Origin of the sequence: Sodalis-like secondary symbiont of Drepanosiphum platanoidis, from assembly GCF_964059955.1 — a bacterium.
In the GTDB taxonomy this organism is placed as follows: domain Bacteria; phylum Pseudomonadota; class Gammaproteobacteria; order Enterobacterales; family Enterobacteriaceae.
In genome coordinates this window covers 431,314-453,102 of sequence record NZ_OZ060924.1, presented here as the reverse complement: position 1 = coordinate 453,102, position 21,789 = coordinate 431,314, and the positions used below count along the sequence as shown (strand labels likewise).

Sequence of the window (21,789 nt, the reverse complement as noted above, 5' to 3'; positions counted from 1 at the left end):
TATATAATATATAATTATATTGTATATAATATAACATTTATTTTTTAAAAATTTAAATATATAATATATATTTAATATTTTTTAATTAAAAAATTAAAATTTATATATAGAATTAAATTTAAATTAATTAATAATTAATATTATGGTTTTATAAAAATATGAATAAATTTGTTTATGGAATTCATGCAATAGAAGCTATATTAAAAAATAACCCTAAAAAAATTTTAAAAGTATATTTTTTACAAAAAAAAAAATTAAATAATATATTATTAATTTTAAAAAAAAATAATATTCCAATTAAAATTGTTAGTAATAAATGGATAAATTTTAAAACTAAAAATTCAATACATCAAGGAATTTTAGCAAAAATTAAAAATAATAAAGAAAAAAAACAAAAAAATATATTGTTAAATATAATAAATAAAAAAAATCCTCTAATATTAATATTAGATGGTATTACAGATAATCGTAATTTTGGAGCTTGTATTAGAAGTGCATATGCAGCAGGAGTAGATTTAATTATATTTCCAAAAAATAGGTCTGCTAGAATTAATGCAATTTCTAAAAAATCATCAAGTGGAGCAGATGAATATATAAAAATTATTCAAGTTATTAATATATCAAGAGTAATTAAATTTTTAAAAGAAAATAATATTGAAGTTATTGGAACTGATATTAATGCAAAAAAAAATATTTTTCAAAAAAAATTAAATATACCTTTAGCATTTGTTATTGGATCAGAAGAAAATGGAATAAGATTTATGATAAAAAATCATTGTAATGATATTATAAAAATACCTATGATAAGTTCAATAAATTCATTAAATGTATCTGTTGCTTGTGGTATTATTTTATTTGAAACAATTAGACAAAGATTTTTTTTATAAAATTTTTAAAATATAAAAAAATATTAATAAATATTTATTAAAAATAAATATTTTAAGATTCTAATATTACTAAAGAATATATATAATATCTTTCATGAGATATACTAATATGAATTTTATTTACTCCTATTTTTTTTGAGAAAATTTTTGCTTCTTTATAAAATTTTAACATAGGCTTTCCAAGATTATTTTTATATATTTCAATTTTATTAAATGTTAAACCATTTCTCATTCCTATTCCAAATGCTTTTACTGTTGCTTCTTTAACTGAAAAATGTTTTGCTAAAAAATTAATTTTATTTTTACAAAATTTATATTTTAAAAATTCATATTTATTTAAAATTTTATTAGCAAACTTATCATTTTTATAAGAAAAAAGTTTTTTAATTCTATTAATTTCAATTATATCTACTCCTATTCCAATAATCATTATAAATAAACCTTAATTAATTAAAATTTTTTCATTATTTTATTTTAAATAAAAAAAATAATTTTATTTAAATATTATTTTATATATAAAATAATATTTAAATTTAAAATTATATATAATTATTTTTTAATGTAAAAATATTATTTATTTAATAATTTTAAATAAAAATATTAATTAAAAATTAATAAATATTATTAAATTTTACTAAATATTAGTGAACCATTAGTGCCACCAAAACCAAAAGAATTACATAAAACATATAACATATTTTTTACTTTTCTTGCATAATGAGGGACATAATCTAAATCACATAATTTATCTGGACAATCTAAATTAATTGTTGGAGGAATTATTTGATCACGTAATGATAAAATACTAAAAATAGATTCGATAGCTCCTGATGCTCCTAAAAGATGACCAGTCATAGATTTGCTTGAACTAATCATAAGATTAAATGCATGTTCATTAAAAACTGATTTTACAGCTTGTGTTTCTGCTAAATCTCCTAAAATTGTAGAGGTTCCATGAGCATTTATATATTTTATATTTTCAGGTAAAATATTACTATCTTTTATTGCATTTATCATAGATAAAGAAGCACCCGATCCATTTTTTGGAGGAGAAGTAATATGAAAAGCATCACTACTCATTCCAAAACCAATTATTTCCGCATATATATTTGCATTTCTTTTTTTTGCATGTTCATATTTTTCTAAAACTAATACACCTGCTCCATCTCCTAAAACAAAACCATCTCTATCTTTATCCCATGGTCTACTTGCAGCTTTAGGATTATTATTTCTTATAGAAAGAGCTCTAGAAGCTCCAAATCCTCCAATTCCAAGAGGAGTACTTGCTTTTTCAGAAGCTCCTGCTAACATAACATCTGCATCATTATAAGAAATCATTCGAGCTGCATATCCAATATTATGAATACCACTTGAACAAGCTGTAGTAATAGATATACTAGGACCCTTTAATCCAAGTTTTATAGAAAGATATCCAGAAATCATATTAATTATTGTTGATGGAACAAAAAATGGACTAATTTTTTTTGGACCTTTATTTATTAATGTATTATAATTTTTTTCAATTAAATTTAAACCTCCAATTCCAGATCCTATTGATACTCCTATTCTATTAGAATTTTTTTCTGTAATTTCTAATCCAGAATCTTTAAATGCTTGTATTCCTGCAACAATTCCATATTGAATAAATAAATCCATTTTTTTTGAAATTTTATCAGATAAATATTTATTTATATTAAAATTTTTTATTAATCCTGCAAAATGAGTTGTATAAAGTTTAGTATCAAAATCATTAATTAATTGAATTCCACTTTTTCCATTAATTAAAGAATTCCATGTAGATTCTACAGTATTACCTATAGGAGATAAAATTCCAAGTCCAGTTATTACTACTCGACATTTATCCATTAAATTATCCTTAAACTTAAGATATTTTATAATAATTCTATTTTTAAAAAATTATTACTTATATTTATTTTTTATTTTTTTGAATAAAATCAATTGCTGACTGAACAGTAGTTATTTTTTCAGCTTCTTCATCTGGAATTTCTATATCAAATTCTTCTTCTAAAGCCATTACTAATTCAACTGTATCTAAAGAATCTGCTCCTAAATCTTCAACAAATGAAGCTTTATTTATTATTTTTTCTATTTTTAGTCCTAATTGTTCTGAAATAATTAATTTAACTTTTTTTTCAATATTTTTAATCATTATTTAAATTTTCCTATTAACTTAATTTAACTTAATTTATTTAATAAATTATATTAATTATTAATAATATAATATTTTATTAATTTAATTTTAAATAATTTTATATTTAATAATTTATGACATATAAATTCCACCATTAACATGTAATGTTGTTCCAGTAATATATTCTGATTTATCTGAAGCTAAAAAAGCTACTGCATTTGCAATATCTTTAGGAGTTCCAAATCTATTTAATGGAATTTTAGATAAAATTTTATCTTTATATTCATTTTTTAATTTTTTTGTCATATCAGTAATAATAAATCCTGGAGATACTAAATTTACTGTTATTCCTTTTGATGCAACTTCAAGAGATAAAGATTTCATTAATCCTATTATTCCTGCTTTAGAAGCAGAATAATTTGATTGACCTATATTTCCTATAGAACCTATAACAGATCCAATTATAATAATTCTTCCATATTTTTTTTTAATCATTTTAAATATTACTTTTTTAGAAATTCTGAATACTGATGTTAAATTTGTGTCAATAACAGATTGCCACTCATATTCTTTCATTTTTATTAATAAATTATCACAAATAATACCGGCATTATTAACTAAAATATCTATTTTTTCAAATTTTTTATTAATTTTTAAAAAAAATTTTTGAATTGATTTGGTATCTGTAACGTTAAGTTTCATACCAATTCCATTACATTTAAGATTTTTATTAATTAAATCTACTCCTATTTTAGTAGTAGAAGTTCCAATAACTGTAGCTCCTATTTTAGAAAATAATTTTGCTATAGATAAACCAATTCCTTTATTTGCTCCAGTAATTAATGCTATTTTATTTTTTAAATTCATATAATATACTCATATTAATATTTTATTTTTTTTAACCAATTTAATGAATCAATATTATTTATAGAAGCAGATGATATAATTTTAATATTTTTTTTAATTAATTTACTTAAAACATTTCCAGGACCTATTTCTAAAAAAGTTTTTACACCTTTTTTTGATAAATAAAGTATAATTTTTTTCCATTGTATTGGATTATAAATTTGTCTTGTTAATGCAGATCTAATTAATGATGGTTTTGTTTCAATTTTAATATCTACATTATTTATTACAGAAATATTAGATTTATAAAAATTAATTTTTTTTAAAGCATTTGATAATTTTTTTGATATAGGCTTCATAAGAGAACAATGTGCTGGTACACTTACTGAAAGAGGTATAATACAATAAGCTCCTGCTATTTTACATAATTTATTTGCTTTAATAACAGATTCTTTATCTCCTGCTATAACTACTTGTCCAGGTGCATTAAAATTAACAGCTGAAACTATTTTTTTTTTTGAAATTTTTTTACAAATTTTTATAACTGTATTATCATTTAATCCTATTATTGCAGACATTGATCCATTTTTTGAATAAATAGATTTTTGCATAAGATTAGCTCTAAAAATTACTAATTTTATAGCATCACTAAATTTTAATATTCCAGAACATACAAGGGCAGAATATTCACCTAAACTATGACCTGCCATAAATTTTGGAATATCTCCACCTTGATCTTTCCATAATTTCCATATAGCAAAAGAAGATGTTAATAATGCTGGTTGTGTGTAATAAGTTTTATCTAAAGTTTTTTTGGGTCCATTTTTTACTATATTCCATAAATCATATCCAATTATAGATGAAGCCTCTAAAAAAGTTTCTTTTATTTGAAAAAAATTATTATATAATTGAGATAACATTCCTATTTTTTGAGAACCTTGTCCAGGAAAAACCATAGCAAATAATTTCATAAAAAATAATACCTATATTAAAATTTTAATAAAATAGATCCCCATGTTAATCCTCCACCAAAAGCTTCTAATAAAATTATTTGATTTTTTTTTATTCTATTATCTCTTACAGCTTCATCAAGTGCTATAGGAATTGAAGCAGAAGAAGTATTTCCATATTTATCAAGAATTATAATAACTTTATTTATATTTATTCTTAATTTTTTAATAATGGCAGAAATAATTCTTAAATTTGCTTGATGTGGTATAAACCAATCAATTTTATTAATATTAATATTATTTGCATTTATAGTTTCATTAATTAAATTTGTTAATATATTAACAGCAATTTTAAAAATTTCATTACCTAACATAAAAATATATTTATTTTTATTAAAAATATTTAAACAATTTGGCATAGTTAATAAATTTCCATGTTTTCCATTAGCATGAATATGTGTTGATAATATTCCAGGTTTTTTTGAAGATTTAAGAATAACTGCTCCAGCTCCATCTCCAAAAAGAATTAATGTTCCTCTATCTTTTGGATTTAAATTATAACTTAATCTGTCAGATCCAATAACTAATGCATATTTTATTATTTTATTTTTAATATATTTATCTGCTATACTTAAAGCATATATAAAACCTGTACAAGCAGATGATAAATCAAATGAAATACTATCATTTATTCCAAGTTTTTTTTGTATTTGACATGCAGAACTAGGAAAAGCATAATCAGAAGAAGTTGTTGCTACAATAATCATTCCTATATCTTGTATATTTATTTTTAAATTATCAATAGCATACTTAGCAGCATAATAACCCATAAATGATACATTTTCATAATATTTTGAAATTCTTCTTTCATGAATTCCAGTTCTTGTAATAATCCATTCATTAGATGTATTTACCATTTTTTCTAAATCATAATTAGATCGTATATGATTTGGTAAATAACTTCCAGTACTAATAATTTTTGTAAACATATACGATTAACCACTCTTTTTTTTAAAAAAATTAAATTTATTTAATTTTTTTAAATATATATAATATAAAAAAAATAAAATTATGTATTATTTATTATTAATATTAAATATATATTTAATTTTAAATAAATTTATAAAATAAATAAATTTTTTAAAATATATAAAATTTATAAAATAAAATTATTTTAAATTAAATTAAAAAATTTAATTATAATATATTAATAATTTTATTATTAAACAATTTATATAATTTATTAATTTATTTAAAAAAATATTTTTTATAATTTTAAATTTATAAAAATAAAATAATTTATTAAATTTTATTTAAAATAATATTTTATATATAAATAAAAACTTAAAAGATTAAAATCATACTAATTATATACATTTTTTAAAAATTAATATTTTTAAATATTTTTATAAAACTTTTTTACCTTTATAAAAACCTTTTTTAGTAATATGATGTCTTATATGAATTTCATGAGAAAATTTATCAACAGAAATTGATTTAATTTTAATTTTATCATGTGATCTACGCATACCTCTTTTAGAACGACTAGGTTTATTTTTTTGAACAGCCATTATATTTTTTCCTAAAATTAATTTTTAATTAAAGATATATTTATTTTTAATAAATATTAAATTTTTATATTTATTTAAAAATAAATATTAAATAATAAAATATTAATTTATATTTAATTAATATTTTATTATTTAATTCTATCAAAGTCTAATAATAAGAGAAAGAAATTATGATATAATTTATTTATATAAATATAAATATTTTAAAATAAATTTTAATTAATATTAATTTAATTATTTTTTAATAATTTTAAACAATTTTTTAATTTGTCATCTAAAGGTGCTTTTATTTTTAATAAAGAATTATTTATAGGATGTTTAAAACATATATAATATGAATGTAAAAATAATCTATTTATTCCACAAAAAGATAATTTTTTATCAAATTTAGAATCACCATATCTTTTATCAAATGCAATTGGATGATTAATATATTGACTATGTACTCTAATTTGATGAGTACGACCAGTTATTGGTTTTATTTTTACTAATGTTGAAAAAGAAAAAATTTTTTTTACTATAAATATTGTTTCTGAAAATTTTCCATGTTCATTTACTTCTACAAAATGTTTTTTATTATTTATTTTTTTTTTTAAAAGTCTATTTTTTATTTTTTTAAAAGAAAAATTTATTTTTCCTTTAACAAGAGCTAAATATTTTTTTTTAATTTTTTTTAAAATAATTTCTTTATGTAAAAATCTAAGAACAGATTTTTTTTTTGCTATTAATAATATACCAGATGTATCTTTATCTAATCTATGAACTAATTCTAAATATTTTTCTTTAGAACGCAAAAAACGTAATCTTTCAATAATACCAAATTTTAAACCACTTCCACCATGTACTGCCATTCCAGATGGTTTATTAAGAATTAATAAATATTTATCTTCATAAATAATATAATTATTTAAATTTTTAAATTTATTAAAATTATTAGATATAAATTTTATTTTTTTTGTATTATTTTGTAATTTATGTAATAAAAATATTCTTATATTATCTTTACTTTTTATTTTATATAAAGGTTTTACTCTTTTTTTATTTATCTTAATAAAACCTTTTCTTATAAATTTATATATTATATTTTTAGGTAAATTTTTAAAAATATTAAATAAAAAATTATCAATACGTTGTCCTTCTTCATCTTTTGATATAGATATTAAATTTATATTAGTATTATTGTTTTTCATAAAAATTCCAAAAAATTTTAATAATTATTTTTTAATTTTAAATTTTATATTAAAAATATTTTATTTTTTAAAAATTTTATAAAATAATTTAAATTTAATTATTTTTTTAAAATTATAATTTTTAAAAAAATAAATATTTATAATAAATATTTAAAATAAATATTTTTAATATATAAATTTAAAATTAAAAATAAAAAAAAATATATTTTTAATAAAAAAAATTAAATATTAATTTAATATTATATATATTATAAAAAATTAAAAGTATTTTAATATATAAAATTATAAATTTTTTAAAATATTAAAATAGATTATTTTTTTGAAAAAAATATAAAATTTTAAATTAAATTTTTATTAAAAATAAATTAATTTATTAATTAAGATATATATACTGTAATAATCTAGTCATTAAATATTATGAATAATAAATTTAAATGAGTATCTTATAATGAAAAGAATGTTAATTAATGCAACTCAAGAGGAAGAATTACGTATTGCTTTAGTGGATGGGCAAAAATTATATGATTTAGATATAGAAACTTTTGGAAATAAACAAAATAAATCTAATATATATAAAGGTAAAATTATTAGAATTGAACCAAGTTTAGAAGCAGTTTTTGTTAATTATAGTTTAAATCGTCATGGATTTCTACCATTAAAAGAAATTTCTTCTGAATATTTTTCTTCTAAAAATTTTTTTAAAAATAAATTAAATATTAAAGATTTATTATATGAAGGACAAGAAATAATTGTTCAAGTAAACAAAGAAGAAAGAGGAAACAAAGGAGCAGCTTTAACTACATTTATTAGTCTTGCTGGAAGTTATTTAATTTTAATGCCAAATAATAATAAAGCTAATGGTATTTCTAGACGTATATATGGAAATGATAGATTAAAAATAAAAAAAATTATATCATCTTTAAAAATTCCTAAAGATATGGGATTAATTATTAGAACTGCTGGATTAGGGAAATCTATACAAACTCTTCAATGTGATTTAAATTTTAGATTAAAACATTGGAAGTTTATTAAAAAATCTGCAAAATATAATTCTGCACCATTTTTAATATATGAAGAAAGAAGTATTTTAATTAGAGCATTTAGAGATTATTTAAATATTGATATAGGTGAAATTTTAATAGATAATTATAATATATTAAATATAGCACAAAATTATATAATAACTCTTGGACGTTTAGATTTCTTAAATAAAATAAAATTTTATAATAAAAATATTCCATTATTTAATTATTATCAAATTGAATCTCAAATTGAATCTGCTTTTAAAAGAGAGGTTAAATTAAATTCAGGTGGATCAATAGTAATTGATACTATGGAAGCTTTAACAGCTATTGATATAAATTCTTCAAAATATAGAAAAGGAAATGACATTGAAGAAACTGCTTTAAATACAAATTTAGAAGCAACTGATGAAATATCTCGTCAAATACGTTTAAGAGATTTGGGTGGTTTAATAGTTATAGATTTTATAGATATGTCATTAATATGTAATCAAAGAAAAATAGAAAATTTTTTAAAATATGCAGTTCGTGAAGATCGTGCACGTATTCAAATTGGAAAAATTTCTTCTTTTGGATTATTAGAACTTTCTAGACAAAGATTAAGATCTTCTTTAAGAGATATAAATCATTATACTTGTCCTAAATGTAATGGTACTGGATCTATTAGAGATAATAAATCTTTATCTCTTTCTATTTTAAGAATAATTGAAGAAGAAATTCTTAAAGAAAATACTCAAGAAATTCATGTAATTGTTCCAATATCTATTGCTTCTTATTTACTTAATGAAAAAAGAAAAGCTATATATTATATAGAAAAAAGAAAAAAAAATGTTCGTACAGTTATCGTTCCTAGTATTAATATGAAAACTCCTAATTATGAAATTATAAGAGTACGTAAAGGAGAAGATAAATATATTTATAGTTATCTTCTTCCAAATTTTTATATGAATAAAAAAAATTATTATAAAGAAAATTCTAATATTTATAATAAAATAAAATTTAAAAAAAATGAAAAATTTATTTTTAAATCAAATATAAAAATATTTTATAAACATAAATTATTAATTTTATATAATTTTATTTTTAAAATATTAATTTTTTATTTATCTTATTTTTATACAATATATAAAAATATTTTAAAAAATTTAAAAAAAAAAATAATTTATTTTATAAAAAAAAAAATAATTAAATTTAAAAAATTTTTACTTATATATAAAAAATATATTTTTTTTATTAAAAATAAAATTAATAAAAAAAAAATAAATATATATAATTTTATAAAAAAAATATTAAAAATAAATATAATTTTTAATTTTAAAAAATTTTTTTGTAAAAAAATTTATAATAAAAAAAATTATATTATATTTTATAGAATTTATTTTTTTAATAAATTAAAAAATAATTTTTATTATATAAATAATAATTTTTTAAAAAAAAATATTTTATTTTTTAATAAAAATTTATTTAATTTAAAAAAAAAACATAAAAATAATATTTATTTATTAAATAATAATATTTTTATTAAAATTAATTTTTATTTTTCTATAAAAGAAAAAAAAAATATATATAAAAAATTTTTTAAAAAAAAAAATATATATAATATTAAAAATAATTTTAAAATAAAAAAAAATAAAAAAAATATATTTTTAATTTTTTATATAAATAAAAAAAATTTATTAATTTTAAGTAATAATTTTTTTTTACAAAATATTATTATAAATAAATTTATTTTAAATAAAAAAATTATTAAAATTCATTTTTTAAAAATAGAAAAATTTTTTATTAAAAAATTATTAAAAAATAATAAAATAAAAAATTTAAATATTTTTAATAAAAATAAATTAATTTTTTATAAAAATTTTAATAACAAGGATATTAAAATAATAATGGAAAAAAAAATAAATAATTTTTTAAAAAAATTTTTAAATATAAATAATATATATGAAAAATTCTTTAATTTTAATAAAAATTTAATTATTAAAAATAAAAATATTTTATGTAAAAAAAAATACAAACTAATTAAAAAAAATATTTCTTTTAATAAATCGATAAATCTTTTTATTAAACAAGAAAATAAAAATTTTTCTAGTGCACCTATTACGAAAGTTCCATTGGTAAATTATGAAAATATAATTTTACAAAATATATCTAATATTTTTATAAAAAAATCTTGTTATATATATAAGAAAAAAAATTTTGCAGGAGCACATACTGCAAAAAATCATTCTAATTCTCCTATTATGAAACCAATTGATAATTAAAATTTTATTATTTTCTTATATATTTTATATTAAAAATAATTATATTAGTATATAATTCATATTGTAAAAATAAATTTTTTAAAAAATTTATTTTTTAAAATTTTTAAAGTTTTTTTTATAAAAAATACTAGACATTAAATAAATAAATTCGTATTATATAATTAAATGTTATTATGCGCTTGTAACTCAGATGGATAGAGTAATGCTTTCCGAAAGCATAAGTCTCAGGTTCAATTCCTGACTAGCGCAAATATTTTTTTTATATATATAAAATATGGTGATTGTAGCTCAGTTGGTAGAGCCCTGGATTGTGGTTCCAGTGGTCATGGGTTCAAATCCCATCAATCACCCCATTTTTTATAAAAATTTTAAATATATAAAAACGAAGATGGCGAAATAGGTAGACGCATTAACTTCAGGTGTTAGTGTCTTAAAAGACGTGAGGGTTCAAATCCCTCTCTTCGTAATAAAAATTTCGGCGGGTAGCGCAGCTTGGTAGCGCAACTGGTTTGGGACCAGTGGGTCGGAGGTTCAAATCCTCTCTCGCCGATTAATTTTTTAAAAAATAAAAATATTATTAATTTTAAAAAAAATAATTTTATATTTATTTGTATATAAATTTTAAATATTAATATATAAAAATATTAATAATTTTATTTTTTAATATTTTTTAATTTAAAATTTTTATTTAAAATTAAATTTTTTTTCTATTATAAGAAATTAATAATTCATTTTTAGCAGATTCTATATTTTCCCATCCATATATTTTAACCCATTTATTTTTTTCTAAATTTTTATAATTTTTAAAAAAATGAATAATTCTTTCTTTTATTATTAAAGAAATTTCAGATATATTATTTATATGATCAAATTCTTTAGTAATTGAATTATGAGGAACTACAAATAATTTAATATCTTCACCAGATTCATCAGACATTCTTAATAATCCAATTGGTCTACAAAGAATAACAGATCCTAATATTAATGGAAAATAAGAATGAATCATTACATCTATTGGATCTCCATCTAATGAAATTGTATTGTTTACATATCCATAATTAAATGGATAAAACATAGCAGTAGGAACAAATCTATCTACAAATGGAATTCCTGTTTTTTTGTCAATTTCATATTTAACTACTGGACAAGAATTAAGTGAAATTTCTATAATTACATATAAATCATTTGGAAAATTTTTTCCTTCTGGAACATTTTTTAAATTCATTATTCACCTAAATAATATTTAATTATATATTTATTTTTATAAAAAAATAAATAAAATTTAAATTTTTAAAAATTTAAAAAATATATTATTTTATTTTTTATTTTTTAAATTATTCTTATTACGATCTATTAATTCTATATAAGCCATAGGAGCATTATCTCCAGATCGAAAACCACATTTAAAAATACGAGTATACCCTCCCATTCTATTTTTAAATCTAGGACCAATTTCATTAAATAATTTTGATAAAATACTTTTATTTCTAATAAATTTAAATATTATTCTTCTATTAGAGACATTATCTTTTTTTGAAGTTGTTATTAATGGTTCTATAAATCTTCTCATTTCTTTTGCTTTAGGAAGTGTAGTTTTTATTATTTCATTTTTTAATAATGAATCAATTATATTTTTAAACATTGATTTACGATGACTACTATTTCTATTAAGTTTACGTCCAATTTTTCTATGGTTCATATTAAAATCCTTAAAAATTTTTTAAAAATTATTAATCTGAAATATTTGTAGGAGGCCAATTTTCTATTTTCATGCCTAAAGATAAACCTCTTAAAGCTAATACATCTTTAATTTCAGTAAGAGATTTTTTTCCAAGATTTGGTGTTTTTAAAAGTTCTACTTCAGTGCGTTGAATAAGATCTCCAATATAATGAATCATTTCTGTTTTTAAACAATTAGCTGATCTTACTGTCAATTCTAAATCATCTACTGGTCTAAGTAATATTGGATCAAAATCTGGTTTTTTTTCTATAATTTCTTGTTGTCTTATATCTTTTAAATCAATAAATGATTCAAGTTGTTCAGATAATATTGTTGCTGCACGACGTATTGCTTCTTCTGGATCTATTGTTCCATTAGTTTCTATTTCCATTATTAATTTATCTAAATCAGTTCTATTTTCAACTCTTGCTGCTTCTACATTATAAGAAATTCTTTCTATTGGACTATAACATGCATCTACTAATAATCTTCCAATAGATTTAGTATTATTTTCTTCAGAAATTATTCTTAATGAAGCTGGATCATAACCACGACCACGTTGTACTTTAATTCTCATATTTATAGAAGAATTTTTATGAGTTAAATTACAAATAATATGATCTTTATTTAAAATATCTACATTATTATTATGTATAATGTCATTTGCAGTAACTATACAACATCCAGATTTTTTTAAATTTAATGTTACAACATCTTTTTCATATATTTTTATTGCTAAACTTTTTAAATTTAATAAAATTTCAATAATATCTTCCTTTATTCCATCTTTAGAACTATATTCATGTAATATATCATCAATTTCTACTTCAGTAACTGCACATCCTGGCATTGATGATAACAAAATTCTTCTAAGAGCATTACCTAATGTATGACCAAAACCACGTTCTAATGGTTCTAAAGTTACTTTAGAATGAGTTAAACTAATTTGCTCAATTCCTACTAAACGTGGTTTTAAGAAATTTGTTAAAGAATTTTGCATTATATATTCTCTCTATTAATTCTTTTAAAAGTATTTTATTTTGAATAAAATTCAATAATTAAATGTTCATTAATATCTGAAGGCAAATCTGATCTATCAGGAATACGTGTAAAAATTCCATTCATTTCTTTTTTATTAACTTGAATCCATATTGGTTTTTCTCTTTGTTCAGATAATTCTAATGCTGCTTGAATACGTGATTGTTTAATTGATTTTTTTCTAACTTTTATTATATCTTTAGGTATAACTTTATAAGATGGAATATTTACAATTTTATTATTAACCATAATTGTTTTATGATTAATGATTTGTCTTGCTTCTGAACGAGTAGATCCAAATCCCATACGATATACAACATTATCTAATCTTACTTCTAATAATTTTAATAAATTTTCACTAGTATTTCCTTTAGTACGTAATGCTTCTTTATAATAATTAATAAATTGTTTTTCTAAAATTCCATAAATTCTTTTTATTTTTTGTTTTTCTCTTAATTGAATACCATAATCAGAAATTCTTGATTTATGTAATCCATGTTGTCCAGGTAATTTATCAATTTTACATTTAGAATCTAATGAACGTACACCAGATATTAATAAAAGATCTGATCCTTCTCTTCTATTTAATTTTAATCTTGGACCTAAATATCTTGCCATTTTTATTATCCTTTTTTATTTAAAATACTATACTCGTCTTTTTTTAGGTGGTCTACATCCATTATGTGGTATAGGAGTTACATCAGTAATATGAGTAATTCGAAATCCAGATGTATTTAAAGCACGTATAGTAGATTCTCTACCAGGACCAGGACCTTTAATTATAACTTCAAGATTTTTTATTCCATATTCTTTAACTTTTGCAGCACAATTTTCTGCAGCAATTTGAGCAGCAAATGGAGTAGATTTTCTTGAACCACGAAATCCAGATCCACCTGAAGTTGCCCATCCTAATGTATTACCATTTTTATCAGTAATAGTAATAATAGTATTGTTAAAAGATGCATGTATATGAGCAATTCCATCTAAAATTTGTTTTTTTATTTTTTTTCTTTTTTTAATAGGTAATTTAGGCATATTTATTTAACCGAATATTTATTTTTTAATTAATTTTATTGGACCCTTTCTAGTACGAGCATTTGTTTTTGTACGTTGACCTCTTACAGGAAGATTTCTTCTATGTCTGAGTCCTCTATAAGTATTTAAATCTATTAATCTTTTAATATTTAAAGTTATTTCTCTTCTTAAATCACCTTCAACAATATATTTAGAAACTAAATCACGTAAATTATATATTTGATCTTCAGAAAGATCACTAATTTTTATATGATTAGTAAGTTTCATATGATTACAAATTTTTTTAGAACGTGTTTTACCAATACCATATATAGATCTAAGAGCAATAATAACATGTTTATTATCTGGAATATTAATTCCTGCTATTCTTATCACTATTTATTTCTCCTAAATTTTTAAAAATGTTTTTAATTTTTAAAAAATAAAAAAATTAAATATTTTATTTTTTATAAAAATTTTATTTTAATAAAATATTAACCTTGTCTTTGTTTATGTTTTGGATTTACTTTACAAATTACACGAATAACATTTTTACGTTTTATAATTTTACAGTTACGACATAATATTTTAATAGAAGATCGAACTTTCATTATAGATATTCCTTATTTCTTTTAAAGAAATAATATATTAAAATTTTTTTAATTTTGATTTTTTTAATGTAGAGTCATATTGACTTGATATCATTATAGTTTGAACTTGAGTAATAAAATCTATTATAACAACAACAACAATTAATAATGAAGTTCCTCCAAAATAAAATGGAACCTTAACAATACTTTTTATTATTTCTGGAACTAAAGATATAAATGAAATATAAATTGATCCAATTAAAGTTAATCTATTTGTAATTTTATCAATATAATTTGCTGTTTTTTCTCCTGGACGTATTCCAGATATAAATGCTCCTGATTTTTTAAGATTATCTGCTGTTTCACGTGAATTAAATACTAAAGATGTATAAAAAAAACAAAAAAATATTATTATTATAATATATAAAAATGTATATAATAATTTTCCAGGTTGTAGATATGTAAAAATTTTTAATAAAAATTTACAATTTATTCCTTTACCAAACCAAGATATTAAAGTTATTGGAAATAATATAATACTAGAAGCAAAAATAGCAGGTATTACACCAGCCATATTAATTTTTAAAGGTAAATGAGTGTTTCTACTAGAATAAATACGACGACCTTGTTGTCTTTGTGGATAACTTACAATAATTCTTCTTTGACCTCTTTCTATAAAAACAACAAAATAAGTAATTAAAAATATAATTAATATAATTAAAATAATACTTAAAAAATTTAATTCACCTTGTCTTGATTTTTCAATAGTATTACTTATAGCTGATGGTAAACTAGATAAAATTCCTGAAAAAATAATCATAGATATACCATTTCCAATTCCTTTATTTGTTATTTGTCCTCCTAACCACATTAAAAACATTGTTCCAGATACTAAACTTGTTATTGATATTAAGTAAAATAATATTCCTTTAATAATTAATAAATCTTGTATTCCTGGAATTTTTGTTAATCCAATAGATACTCCAGTTGCTTGAAATAAACTTAATATAAATGTTCCATAACGAGTATATTTACTAATTTTTTTTCTACCAGATTCTCCTTCTTTTTTTAAATCTGAAAGCATAGGGCTTAATGTTGTAATAAGTTGTATAATAATAGATGAAGAAATATATGGAACAATACCTAAAGCAAATATAGATGCTCTACTTAAAGCTCCTCCAGAAAACATATTAAATAATTCAATTATTGTATTTTTTTGTTCTAATATTAATTTTGTTATAATAGATATATTAATACCTGGAATTGGAATAAATGATCCAATTCTAAAAATTATTATAGAAATTACAACAAATATTAATCTTTTTTTTAATTCATTTAATCCATTTTTAGATTTGCTAAAATTTATATTTTTTTTTCTTTTAATCATTTATTTATTTACATTCCTCTATAATTCCACCTAAAGATTCTATTGCTAATCTAGCACCTTTACTTACACGTATTCCACGTAAAGTTATTTGTTTTTTTATATTACCAGATAACATAATCTTAACAAATTTAGTTTTTTTTCTTATAATATTAAAAGATTTCAATACATCTAATGTAATTAAAGAATTATTTATTTTAGATAATTCAGAAAGTTTTACTTCTTTTGTTTTTTGACTAATTCGTGATTTAAATCCAAATTTGGGCAATCTCCTATATAATGGAGTTTGCCCTCCTTCAAAACCACGTCTAATTTTTTTACCTGCACGTGATTTTTGTCCTTTATGTCCACGTCCACAAGTTTTTCCTAAACCAGAACCAATACCTCGTCCTTTTCTTTTTTTATTTTTTGTTGATCCTATAGAAGGAGATAAATTATTTAAACGCATTTTATTATTTCTCAATTTTAATCATATATGATATAGAACGTATCATACCTATTATTTCTGGTGTATATTTTCGTTCTACTGTATGTCCAATATATTTTAAACCTAAACCAATTAATGTAGATTTATGTTTTAAAATTTTTTTTATTTTACTTTTTTTTTGAGTTATTTTTATAGTTTTCAATTTATATTAACCAGTAATTTCTTCAATAAATTTTCCACGTTTATTAGCAATAATTTCAGGATATTTCATATTTTTTAACGCTTCAATTGTAGCACGTACAACATTTATTGGATTATTCGAACCATATGATTTAGCTAATATATTATGAATACCTGCAACTTCTAATACAGAACGCATAGCTCCACCTGCAATAATTCCTGTTCCTTCAGAAGCAGGTTTCATAAATACTTTAGATCCAGTAAAAGATCCATTTATTGAATGTTGAATAGTTTTTCCATTTTTTAAATGAATAAATATCATATTATAACGAGCTTTTTCCATTGCTTTTTGTATTGCAGCAGGTACTTCTCTAGCTTTTCCATAACCAAATCCTACTTTACCTTTTCTATCCCCTACAACTGTTAATGCAGTAAAACTAAAAACACGTCCACCTTTTACAGTTTTTGACACACGATTTACTGCAATTAATTTTTCTTGAAATTCGTTAGATTGTTTTTCAATGTGCGCCATTTTTATTTGCCTATATTTTAAAACTGAAGACCAGAAGCACGAGCTGATTCTGCTAATGCTTTAATTCGACCATGATATTTAAATCCAGATCTATCAAAAGATACTTTTTTTATACCTTTTTTTAAAGCTTTTTCAGCTAAATTTTTACCTATAATACTAGCTGATATTTTATTACTAGTATTTATTTTATTGTTTATAACATATTTTTGTAATGTAGAAGATGTTATTAATATTTTTGAATTTTTTGGTTCAATAATTTGTGCATATATATGTTTTGATGTACGATGTACAATTAATCTAATAGCTTTTAATTTTTTTAATTTATATCTACTATTAGATGCTCTACGAATACGTGATTTTTTTTTATTCATAAATTATATAATCTCTATTATAATTTTTATTTTTTCTTTGTTTCTTTAATTTTTACTATTTCATCAAAATATCTAATACCTTTACCTTTATATGGTTCAGGAGGACGATAAGATCTTATATCTGATGCTACTTGACCAACAACTTGTTTATCATATCCTTTAATTATAATTTCTGTTTGATTATAACATTCTATATTTATTCTTTCAGGTAATTTATATTTAATAATATGAGAAAAACCTAAAGATAAATAAATAATTTTATTTTTTATTGACGCTTTATATCCAATTCCAATAAGTTTTAATTTTTTAATAAATCCTTTTGTTAATCCAATAATCATATTATTTAATAAAGAACGAGTAGTTCCTGAAATAGCCCAACTATTTTTTGTATTATTAATAGGAGAACATTTTAATATATTATTATCTTTTTTTACAATAACTAATTTACTTATTTTTTGATTTAAATCAATATCATTTTTTTTTATTAAAATATTATTTCTTTTTATTTTTACAATTATATCATCTGGTATGATAATTGGAATTTTTGAAATACGTGACATTTTTTTTTCCTATTAAGATACATAACAAATTATTTCACCACCAATATTAGATTTTCTAGCTTTTTTATCAGTTATTATTCCTTTGGATGTTGATATTATAACTATTCCCATTCCATCCATAACTTTAGGTAATTTATCTGATTTTTTATATATACGTAATCCTGGTTTACTAATTCTTTTAATCATTTCTATTACTGGTTTTCCTTTAAAATATTTTAATTTTAATATCAAAATAGGTTTATTACTTTCAATACATTCATAATCTTTAATAAAACCTTCATTTTTTAAAATATTTGCTATAGATATTTTCATTTTAGATGAAGGCATAGAAATTAAATTTTTATATGCATTTTGTCCGTTATGTATACGTACTATCATATCTGATATAGGATCTTGCATGCTCATACTTATATTTTCTCAATTTTAAATTAAATTATATTTGTTAAATTTATATAATTTTTACCAACTAGATTTTCTTAATCCAGGTATTTCTCCTTTCATTGCAAATTCACGAAGTTTAATCCTACTTAATCCAAATTTTCGTAAAAAAGCATGTGGTCTTCCTGTTTGACGACACCTATTTCTTTGACGAGATGGACTAGAATCACGTGGAAAAGATTGTAATTTTAAAACAGCATTCCATCTTTGTTTATCTGAAAATTTTTTATTAGAAATAATTTTTTTTAATTTATTACGTTTATTAAAAAATTTTTTTGCTAATTTTATACGTTTTATTTCTCGTTCTTTCATAGATTGCTTAGCCATTAAATAACCTATTTATTTTTTAAATGGAAAATTAAAATATTTTAATAAAAAATATCCTTCTTTATCAGATTTTGCATTAGTTGTTATACTTATATTCATACCTCTAATTTTCTCTACTTTATCATAATCAATTTCTGGAAAAATAATTTGTTCTTTAATTCCTATATTATAATTTCCTTTTCCATCAAATGATTTTTTAGATAATCCTCTAAAATCACGAATTCTTGGTATAGAAATAATAATTAATCTTTCAAGAAATTCCCACATTCTTTTTCTACGTAATGTAACTTTACATCCTATTGGGTAACCTTGTCTTATTTTAAAACCAGATATAGATTTTTTTGCTTTAGTAATTAATGGTTTTTGTCCTGAAATGATAGATAAATCTAATAATGATTTATTTAACATTTTTTTATCAGAAATTGATTCTCCAACTCCTACATTAATAGTTATTTTTTTTATTTTTGGAACTTGCATTATGGATTTATAATTAAAAATTTTTATTAACTTAAAAATTATTTTTTTTTTATATAAATTATAAAATTTTTCCATTATTTATCCTAAAATTACTTAATTATTTGATTATTTGATTTAAAAATTCTTATTTTTTTTCCATTTTTAATTTTAAAACAAATTCTGTCAGGTTTATTAGTTGATTTATTAAAAATCATAAGATTAGATATTTGAATTGGAGCTTCTATTTCTAGAATACATCCAGATTGATTTTGTGATGGTTTTTTATGTTTTTTATTTATATTAATTCCTTTAACTATAGCTTTTCCATTAGAAAAAATATTTTTTATTAATCCTATTTTTCCTTTATATTTTCCAGTTATTATTATAACTGTATCTTTGCAATGTATTTTTGATGACATTTTTTATCCTTAAAGAACTTCTGGAGCTAAAGAAATTATTTTCATAAATTTTTCATTACGTAATTCTCTAGTTACAGGTCCAAAAATACGAGTACCAATAGGTTGTTCATTAGTATCGTTTAATAAAACACAAGCATTATTATCAAATCTTATAACAGATCCATCAGGTCTTCTTATTCCTTTTTTTGTTCTAACTACTACTGCTTTAAGAACATCTCCTTTTTTTACTTTTCCATGAGGAATAGCTTCTTTAACAGTAATTTTAATTATATCTCCTATGTTTGCATATCTTCTTTTAGAACCTCCTAAAACTTTAATACACATAACATAACGAGCACTTGAATTATCAGCTACAGTTAAAACACTTTGTTCTTGAATCATATTTATTACTCCAAAATTATCAATAATAATTTAAATTATTGAATTTAAAATTTAATTTTAAAATAATAAATTTTAGTTTATTAAAATTATATAAATTAAAAAATTTAAATAAAATTATTAATAAATAAAAAATTATTATTTTTAATATATAAATATTTTTATATATAAATATAAAAATTAAATTTTTAATAATAAAATATTAATTTTTTATTTATTAAATTTTTTTAAAATTTTAAATAATTTCCATGATTTTGTTTTAGAAATTGGACGACATTCATGAATTTCTACAACATCTCCAACATTACTTTCATTTTTACAATCATGTACATGTAATTTTGTAGTATGTTTTATAAATTTACCATATAATTTATGTTTTACTAAACGTTCAATTGAAACAATAATAGATTTTTGCATTTTATTTTTAATAACTTTTCCTTTAAGTATACGAATATTATTACCTCTCATTTATATTTTTTCCTTACATGATAATAATGTTTTTATTCTAGAAATTTTTTTTCTAACTTTTTTAATTAAATGAGTTTGATTTAATTGTTTACTAGACATTCTCATTTTAAGATTAAACTGTTCTTTACATAAACACAATAATTCATTTTTTAGTTTTAATATATATTTTTTTTTATTTTTTTTCATATACTTTATATTTATTTTAATTTATATATAAAAATTGTTTTAATTGGAAGTTTTGATGAAGCAAGTTTAAATGCTTTAATAGCTATATCTTTTGATATACCATTAATTTCATAAAGTATTTTGCCTGGTTTTATTAAAGTTACCCAATATTCTACATTACCTTTTCCTTTACCCATTCTTACTTCTAATGGTTTTTTAGTAATAGGTTTATCTGGAAAAATTCTTATCCATATTTTTCCTTGTCTTTTAACAAATCTAGTCATAACTCTTCTAGCAGATTCAATTTGTCTAGCAGTTAATCTACCTCTATCTATTGCTTTTAATCCAAATTCACCAAATTTAATATTATCTCCTATAATTTTTCCTCTATTTCTTCCTTTTTGCATTTTTCTAAATTTAGTTTGTTTTGGTTGTAACATTAT

General features: G+C 19.7%; 31 protein-coding genes and 4 tRNA genes. 6 read left to right on the top strand and 29 right to left on the bottom strand.

The genetic code is table 11. The features are described 5' to 3' along the window. Positions 1 to 158: 158 nt before the first annotated feature. Entirely contained in the window at positions 159 to 887 is a 729-nt protein-coding gene (rlmB, locus tag AB4W47_RS02030) for a 23S rRNA (guanosine(2251)-2'-O)-methyltransferase RlmB (RefSeq protein WP_367670604.1), read from the top strand. Between the two features lie 52 nt (positions 888 to 939). Here the strand turns inward: rlmB and acpS are convergent, their stop codons facing one another. From acpS to rluC, 8 genes are all read right to left on the bottom strand, one after another. After that, positions 940 to 1,320, bottom strand: coding sequence for a holo-ACP synthase (acpS, locus tag AB4W47_RS02025; protein WP_367670784.1), 381 nt, complete (start codon positions 1,318 to 1,320; stop codon positions 940 to 942). A 191-nt stretch (positions 1,321 to 1,511) separates the two neighbouring features. Next, positions 1,512 to 2,753: a beta-ketoacyl-ACP synthase II gene (gene fabF / locus AB4W47_RS02020; RefSeq protein ID WP_367670603.1), complete on the bottom strand. Its 1,242-nt coding sequence runs from the start codon at positions 2,751 to 2,753 to the stop codon at positions 1,512 to 1,514. A gap of 64 nt (positions 2,754 to 2,817) precedes the next feature. Beyond that, the gene (acpP, locus tag AB4W47_RS02015) at positions 2,818 to 3,054 is read right to left on the bottom strand and encodes an acyl carrier protein (RefSeq protein WP_367670783.1); all 237 of its coding nucleotides are present in this window, start codon (positions 3,052 to 3,054) and stop codon (positions 2,818 to 2,820) included. Positions 3,055 to 3,171: 117 nt separating this feature from the next. Continuing rightward, positions 3,172 to 3,906 carry a 3-oxoacyl-[acyl-carrier-protein] reductase gene (gene fabG / locus AB4W47_RS02010; RefSeq protein ID WP_367670602.1) on the bottom strand — a complete coding sequence of 245 codons (735 nt, stop codon included), beginning with the start codon at positions 3,904 to 3,906 and terminating at the stop codon, positions 3,172 to 3,174. Positions 3,907 to 3,920: 14 nt separating this feature from the next. Beyond that, a complete protein-coding gene (gene fabD / locus AB4W47_RS02005; RefSeq protein ID WP_367670601.1) occupies positions 3,921 to 4,856 on the bottom strand; it encodes an ACP S-malonyltransferase in 936 nt (311 codons plus the stop codon). Between the two features lie 17 nt (positions 4,857 to 4,873). Beyond that, positions 4,874 to 5,824, bottom strand: a complete 951-nt coding sequence (locus tag AB4W47_RS02000; RefSeq protein WP_367670600.1) for a beta-ketoacyl-ACP synthase III — start codon at positions 5,822 to 5,824, stop codon at positions 4,874 to 4,876. 417 nt (positions 5,825 to 6,241) lie between these two features. Beyond that, a complete protein-coding gene (gene rpmF / locus AB4W47_RS01995) occupies positions 6,242 to 6,406 on the bottom strand; it encodes a 50S ribosomal protein L32 (RefSeq protein WP_367670599.1) in 165 nt (54 codons plus the stop codon). Positions 6,407 to 6,636: 230 nt separating this feature from the next. Beyond that, positions 6,637 to 7,596 (bottom strand): 23S rRNA pseudouridine(955/2504/2580) synthase RluC, encoded by a 960-nt coding sequence (gene rluC / locus AB4W47_RS01990; protein ID WP_367670598.1) that lies wholly within the window; start codon positions 7,594 to 7,596, stop codon positions 6,637 to 6,639. Between the two features lie 448 nt (positions 7,597 to 8,044). Here rluC and rne point away from each other — a divergent pair, with 448 nt between their 5' ends. The 5 genes from rne (at position 8,045) to AB4W47_RS01965 (ending at position 11,429) form a co-directional block, all read left to right on the top strand. After that, positions 8,045 to 10,879 carry a ribonuclease E gene (gene rne / locus AB4W47_RS01985; RefSeq protein WP_367670597.1) on the top strand — a complete coding sequence of 945 codons (2,835 nt, stop codon included), beginning with the start codon at positions 8,045 to 8,047 and terminating at the stop codon, positions 10,877 to 10,879. A 175-nt stretch (positions 10,880 to 11,054) separates the two neighbouring features. Beyond that, positions 11,055 to 11,128, top strand: a tRNA-Arg gene (locus AB4W47_RS01980). A 28-nt stretch (positions 11,129 to 11,156) separates the two neighbouring features. Continuing rightward, positions 11,157 to 11,232, top strand: a tRNA-His gene (locus tag AB4W47_RS01975). A gap of 29 nt (positions 11,233 to 11,261) precedes the next feature. Further along, positions 11,262 to 11,345 (top strand) — tRNA-Leu (locus tag AB4W47_RS01970). Between the two features lie 10 nt (positions 11,346 to 11,355). Then, positions 11,356 to 11,429, top strand: a tRNA-Pro gene (locus AB4W47_RS01965). 144 nt (positions 11,430 to 11,573) lie between these two features. Here the strand turns inward: AB4W47_RS01965 and ppa are convergent. From ppa to rplP, 21 genes are all read right to left on the bottom strand, one after another. After that, on the bottom strand, positions 11,574 to 12,104 hold the full coding sequence (gene ppa / locus AB4W47_RS01960) for an inorganic diphosphatase (RefSeq protein WP_367670596.1): 531 nt from the start codon (positions 12,102 to 12,104) through the stop codon (positions 11,574 to 11,576). A 90-nt stretch (positions 12,105 to 12,194) separates the two neighbouring features. Further along, the gene (gene rplQ / locus AB4W47_RS01955) at positions 12,195 to 12,578 is read right to left on the bottom strand and encodes a 50S ribosomal protein L17 (protein WP_367670595.1); all 384 of its coding nucleotides are present in this window, start codon (positions 12,576 to 12,578) and stop codon (positions 12,195 to 12,197) included. Positions 12,579 to 12,609: 31 nt separating this feature from the next. Continuing rightward, positions 12,610 to 13,599, bottom strand: coding sequence for a DNA-directed RNA polymerase subunit alpha (rpoA, locus tag AB4W47_RS01950; protein ID WP_367670594.1), 990 nt, complete (start codon positions 13,597 to 13,599; stop codon positions 12,610 to 12,612). A 35-nt stretch (positions 13,600 to 13,634) separates the two neighbouring features. Continuing rightward, entirely contained in the window at positions 13,635 to 14,255 is a 621-nt protein-coding gene (gene rpsD, locus AB4W47_RS01945) for a 30S ribosomal protein S4 (RefSeq protein WP_367670593.1), read from the bottom strand. Positions 14,256 to 14,282: 27 nt separating this feature from the next. Continuing rightward, the gene (gene rpsK / locus AB4W47_RS01940) at positions 14,283 to 14,672 is read right to left on the bottom strand and encodes a 30S ribosomal protein S11 (RefSeq protein ID WP_367670592.1); all 390 of its coding nucleotides are present in this window, start codon (positions 14,670 to 14,672) and stop codon (positions 14,283 to 14,285) included. A gap of 18 nt (positions 14,673 to 14,690) precedes the next feature. After that, complete coding sequence (rpsM, locus tag AB4W47_RS01935; protein WP_367670591.1) at positions 14,691 to 15,047, bottom strand: 30S ribosomal protein S13; 357 nt, start codon at positions 15,045 to 15,047, stop codon at positions 14,691 to 14,693. A 98-nt stretch (positions 15,048 to 15,145) separates the two neighbouring features. Then, complete coding sequence (rpmJ, locus tag AB4W47_RS01930; protein WP_367670590.1) at positions 15,146 to 15,262, bottom strand: 50S ribosomal protein L36; 117 nt, start codon at positions 15,260 to 15,262, stop codon at positions 15,146 to 15,148. A gap of 37 nt (positions 15,263 to 15,299) precedes the next feature. Continuing rightward, positions 15,300 to 16,625 (bottom strand): preprotein translocase subunit SecY, encoded by a 1,326-nt coding sequence (gene secY, locus AB4W47_RS01925; RefSeq protein ID WP_367670782.1) that lies wholly within the window; start codon positions 16,623 to 16,625, stop codon positions 15,300 to 15,302. Positions 16,626 to 16,632: 7 nt separating this feature from the next. Next, a complete protein-coding gene (gene rplO, locus AB4W47_RS01920; RefSeq protein WP_367670589.1) occupies positions 16,633 to 17,073 on the bottom strand; it encodes a 50S ribosomal protein L15 in 441 nt (146 codons plus the stop codon). Positions 17,074 to 17,077: 4 nt separating this feature from the next. After that, positions 17,078 to 17,254, bottom strand: a complete 177-nt coding sequence (rpmD, locus tag AB4W47_RS01915; protein WP_367670588.1) for a 50S ribosomal protein L30 — start codon at positions 17,252 to 17,254, stop codon at positions 17,078 to 17,080. A 6-nt stretch (positions 17,255 to 17,260) separates the two neighbouring features. Continuing rightward, entirely contained in the window at positions 17,261 to 17,764 is a 504-nt protein-coding gene (gene rpsE / locus AB4W47_RS01910; protein ID WP_367670587.1) for a 30S ribosomal protein S5, read from the bottom strand. Positions 17,765 to 17,781: 17 nt separating this feature from the next. Then, positions 17,782 to 18,135 carry a 50S ribosomal protein L18 gene (rplR, locus tag AB4W47_RS01905; protein WP_367670586.1) on the bottom strand — a complete coding sequence of 118 codons (354 nt, stop codon included), beginning with the start codon at positions 18,133 to 18,135 and terminating at the stop codon, positions 17,782 to 17,784. Positions 18,136 to 18,161: 26 nt separating this feature from the next. Next, positions 18,162 to 18,695: a 50S ribosomal protein L6 gene (rplF, locus tag AB4W47_RS01900; RefSeq protein ID WP_367670585.1), complete on the bottom strand. Its 534-nt coding sequence runs from the start codon at positions 18,693 to 18,695 to the stop codon at positions 18,162 to 18,164. A gap of 12 nt (positions 18,696 to 18,707) precedes the next feature. Then, entirely contained in the window at positions 18,708 to 19,100 is a 393-nt protein-coding gene (rpsH, locus tag AB4W47_RS01895; protein ID WP_367670584.1) for a 30S ribosomal protein S8, read from the bottom strand. A gap of 54 nt (positions 19,101 to 19,154) precedes the next feature. Next, positions 19,155 to 19,460: a 30S ribosomal protein S14 gene (gene rpsN, locus AB4W47_RS01890; RefSeq protein ID WP_367670583.1), complete on the bottom strand. Its 306-nt coding sequence runs from the start codon at positions 19,458 to 19,460 to the stop codon at positions 19,155 to 19,157. A gap of 12 nt (positions 19,461 to 19,472) precedes the next feature. Further along, the gene (gene rplE, locus AB4W47_RS01885) at positions 19,473 to 20,012 is read right to left on the bottom strand and encodes a 50S ribosomal protein L5 (protein WP_367670582.1); all 540 of its coding nucleotides are present in this window, start codon (positions 20,010 to 20,012) and stop codon (positions 19,473 to 19,475) included. 14 nt (positions 20,013 to 20,026) lie between these two features. Beyond that, positions 20,027 to 20,335 carry a 50S ribosomal protein L24 gene (rplX, locus tag AB4W47_RS01880; protein ID WP_367670581.1) on the bottom strand — a complete coding sequence of 103 codons (309 nt, stop codon included), beginning with the start codon at positions 20,333 to 20,335 and terminating at the stop codon, positions 20,027 to 20,029. Positions 20,336 to 20,344: 9 nt separating this feature from the next. After that, entirely contained in the window at positions 20,345 to 20,716 is a 372-nt protein-coding gene (gene rplN / locus AB4W47_RS01875) for a 50S ribosomal protein L14 (protein ID WP_367670580.1), read from the bottom strand. A 207-nt stretch (positions 20,717 to 20,923) separates the two neighbouring features. Continuing rightward, a complete protein-coding gene (gene rpsQ, locus AB4W47_RS01870) occupies positions 20,924 to 21,181 on the bottom strand; it encodes a 30S ribosomal protein S17 (protein ID WP_367670579.1) in 258 nt (85 codons plus the stop codon). Next, positions 21,182 to 21,367, bottom strand: coding sequence for a 50S ribosomal protein L29 (gene rpmC, locus AB4W47_RS01865; RefSeq protein WP_367670578.1), 186 nt, complete (start codon positions 21,365 to 21,367; stop codon positions 21,182 to 21,184). It abuts the gene before it with no gap. A gap of 11 nt (positions 21,368 to 21,378) precedes the next feature. Next, positions 21,379 to 21,786 carry a 50S ribosomal protein L16 gene (gene rplP, locus AB4W47_RS01860; protein WP_367670577.1) on the bottom strand — a complete coding sequence of 136 codons (408 nt, stop codon included), beginning with the start codon at positions 21,784 to 21,786 and terminating at the stop codon, positions 21,379 to 21,381. Positions 21,787 to 21,789: the final 3 nt, after the last annotated feature.

Coding starts and splice junctions, on each gene's coding strand:
- rpsQ (WP_367670579.1), bottom strand. CDS start 21,181: ATGAGAGGTAATAATATTCGTATACTTAAAGGAAAAGTTATTAAAAAT.
- rpsE (WP_367670587.1), bottom strand. CDS start 17,764: ATGGCGCACATTGAAAAACAATCTAACGAATTTCAAGAAAAATTAATT.
- rpsD (WP_367670593.1), bottom strand. CDS start 14,255: ATGGCAAGATATTTAGGTCCAAGATTAAAATTAAATAGAAGAGAAGGA.
- ppa (WP_367670596.1), bottom strand. CDS start 12,104: ATGAATTTAAAAAATGTTCCAGAAGGAAAAAATTTTCCAAATGATTTA.
- rplE (WP_367670582.1), bottom strand. CDS start 20,012: ATGGAAAAATTTTATAATTTATATAAAAAAAAAATAATTTTTAAGTTA.
- rplP (WP_367670577.1), bottom strand. CDS start 21,786: ATGTTACAACCAAAACAAACTAAATTTAGAAAAATGCAAAAAGGAAGA.
- rluC (WP_367670598.1), bottom strand. CDS start 7,596: ATGAAAAACAATAATACTAATATAAATTTAATATCTATATCAAAAGAT.
- rpmJ (WP_367670590.1), bottom strand. CDS start 15,262: ATGAAAGTTCGATCTTCTATTAAAATATTATGTCGTAACTGTAAAATT.
- fabD (WP_367670601.1), bottom strand. CDS start 4,856: ATGAAATTATTTGCTATGGTTTTTCCTGGACAAGGTTCTCAAAAAATA.
- rplR (WP_367670586.1), bottom strand. CDS start 18,135: ATGAATAAAAAAAAATCACGTATTCGTAGAGCATCTAATAGTAGATAT.
- rpsH (WP_367670584.1), bottom strand. CDS start 19,100: ATGAGCATGCAAGATCCTATATCAGATATGATAGTACGTATACATAAC.
- rpsN (WP_367670583.1), bottom strand. CDS start 19,460: ATGGCTAAGCAATCTATGAAAGAACGAGAAATAAAACGTATAAAATTA.
- rplX (WP_367670581.1), bottom strand. CDS start 20,335: ATGTCATCAAAAATACATTGCAAAGATACAGTTATAATAATAACTGGA.
- rplQ (WP_367670595.1), bottom strand. CDS start 12,578: ATGAACCATAGAAAAATTGGACGTAAACTTAATAGAAATAGTAGTCAT.
- rlmB (WP_367670604.1), top strand. CDS start 159: ATGAATAAATTTGTTTATGGAATTCATGCAATAGAAGCTATATTAAAA.
- rne (WP_367670597.1), top strand. CDS start 8,045: ATGAAAAGAATGTTAATTAATGCAACTCAAGAGGAAGAATTACGTATT.
- rpmF (WP_367670599.1), bottom strand. CDS start 6,406: ATGGCTGTTCAAAAAAATAAACCTAGTCGTTCTAAAAGAGGTATGCGT.
- fabF (WP_367670603.1), bottom strand. CDS start 2,753: ATGGATAAATGTCGAGTAGTAATAACTGGACTTGGAATTTTATCTCCT.
- rplO (WP_367670589.1), bottom strand. CDS start 17,073: ATGCGTTTAAATAATTTATCTCCTTCTATAGGATCAACAAAAAATAAA.
- rplF (WP_367670585.1), bottom strand. CDS start 18,695: ATGTCACGTATTTCAAAAATTCCAATTATCATACCAGATGATATAATT.
- rpmC (WP_367670578.1), bottom strand. CDS start 21,367: ATGAAAAAAAATAAAAAAAAATATATATTAAAACTAAAAAATGAATTA.
- rpoA (WP_367670594.1), bottom strand. CDS start 13,599: ATGCAAAATTCTTTAACAAATTTCTTAAAACCACGTTTAGTAGGAATT.
- AB4W47_RS02000 (WP_367670600.1), bottom strand. CDS start 5,824: ATGTTTACAAAAATTATTAGTACTGGAAGTTATTTACCAAATCATATA.
- rpsK (WP_367670592.1), bottom strand. CDS start 14,672: ATGCCTAAATTACCTATTAAAAAAAGAAAAAAAATAAAAAAACAAATT.
- rplN (WP_367670580.1), bottom strand. CDS start 20,716: ATGATTCAAGAACAAAGTGTTTTAACTGTAGCTGATAATTCAAGTGCT.
- fabG (WP_367670602.1), bottom strand. CDS start 3,906: ATGAATTTAAAAAATAAAATAGCATTAATTACTGGAGCAAATAAAGGA.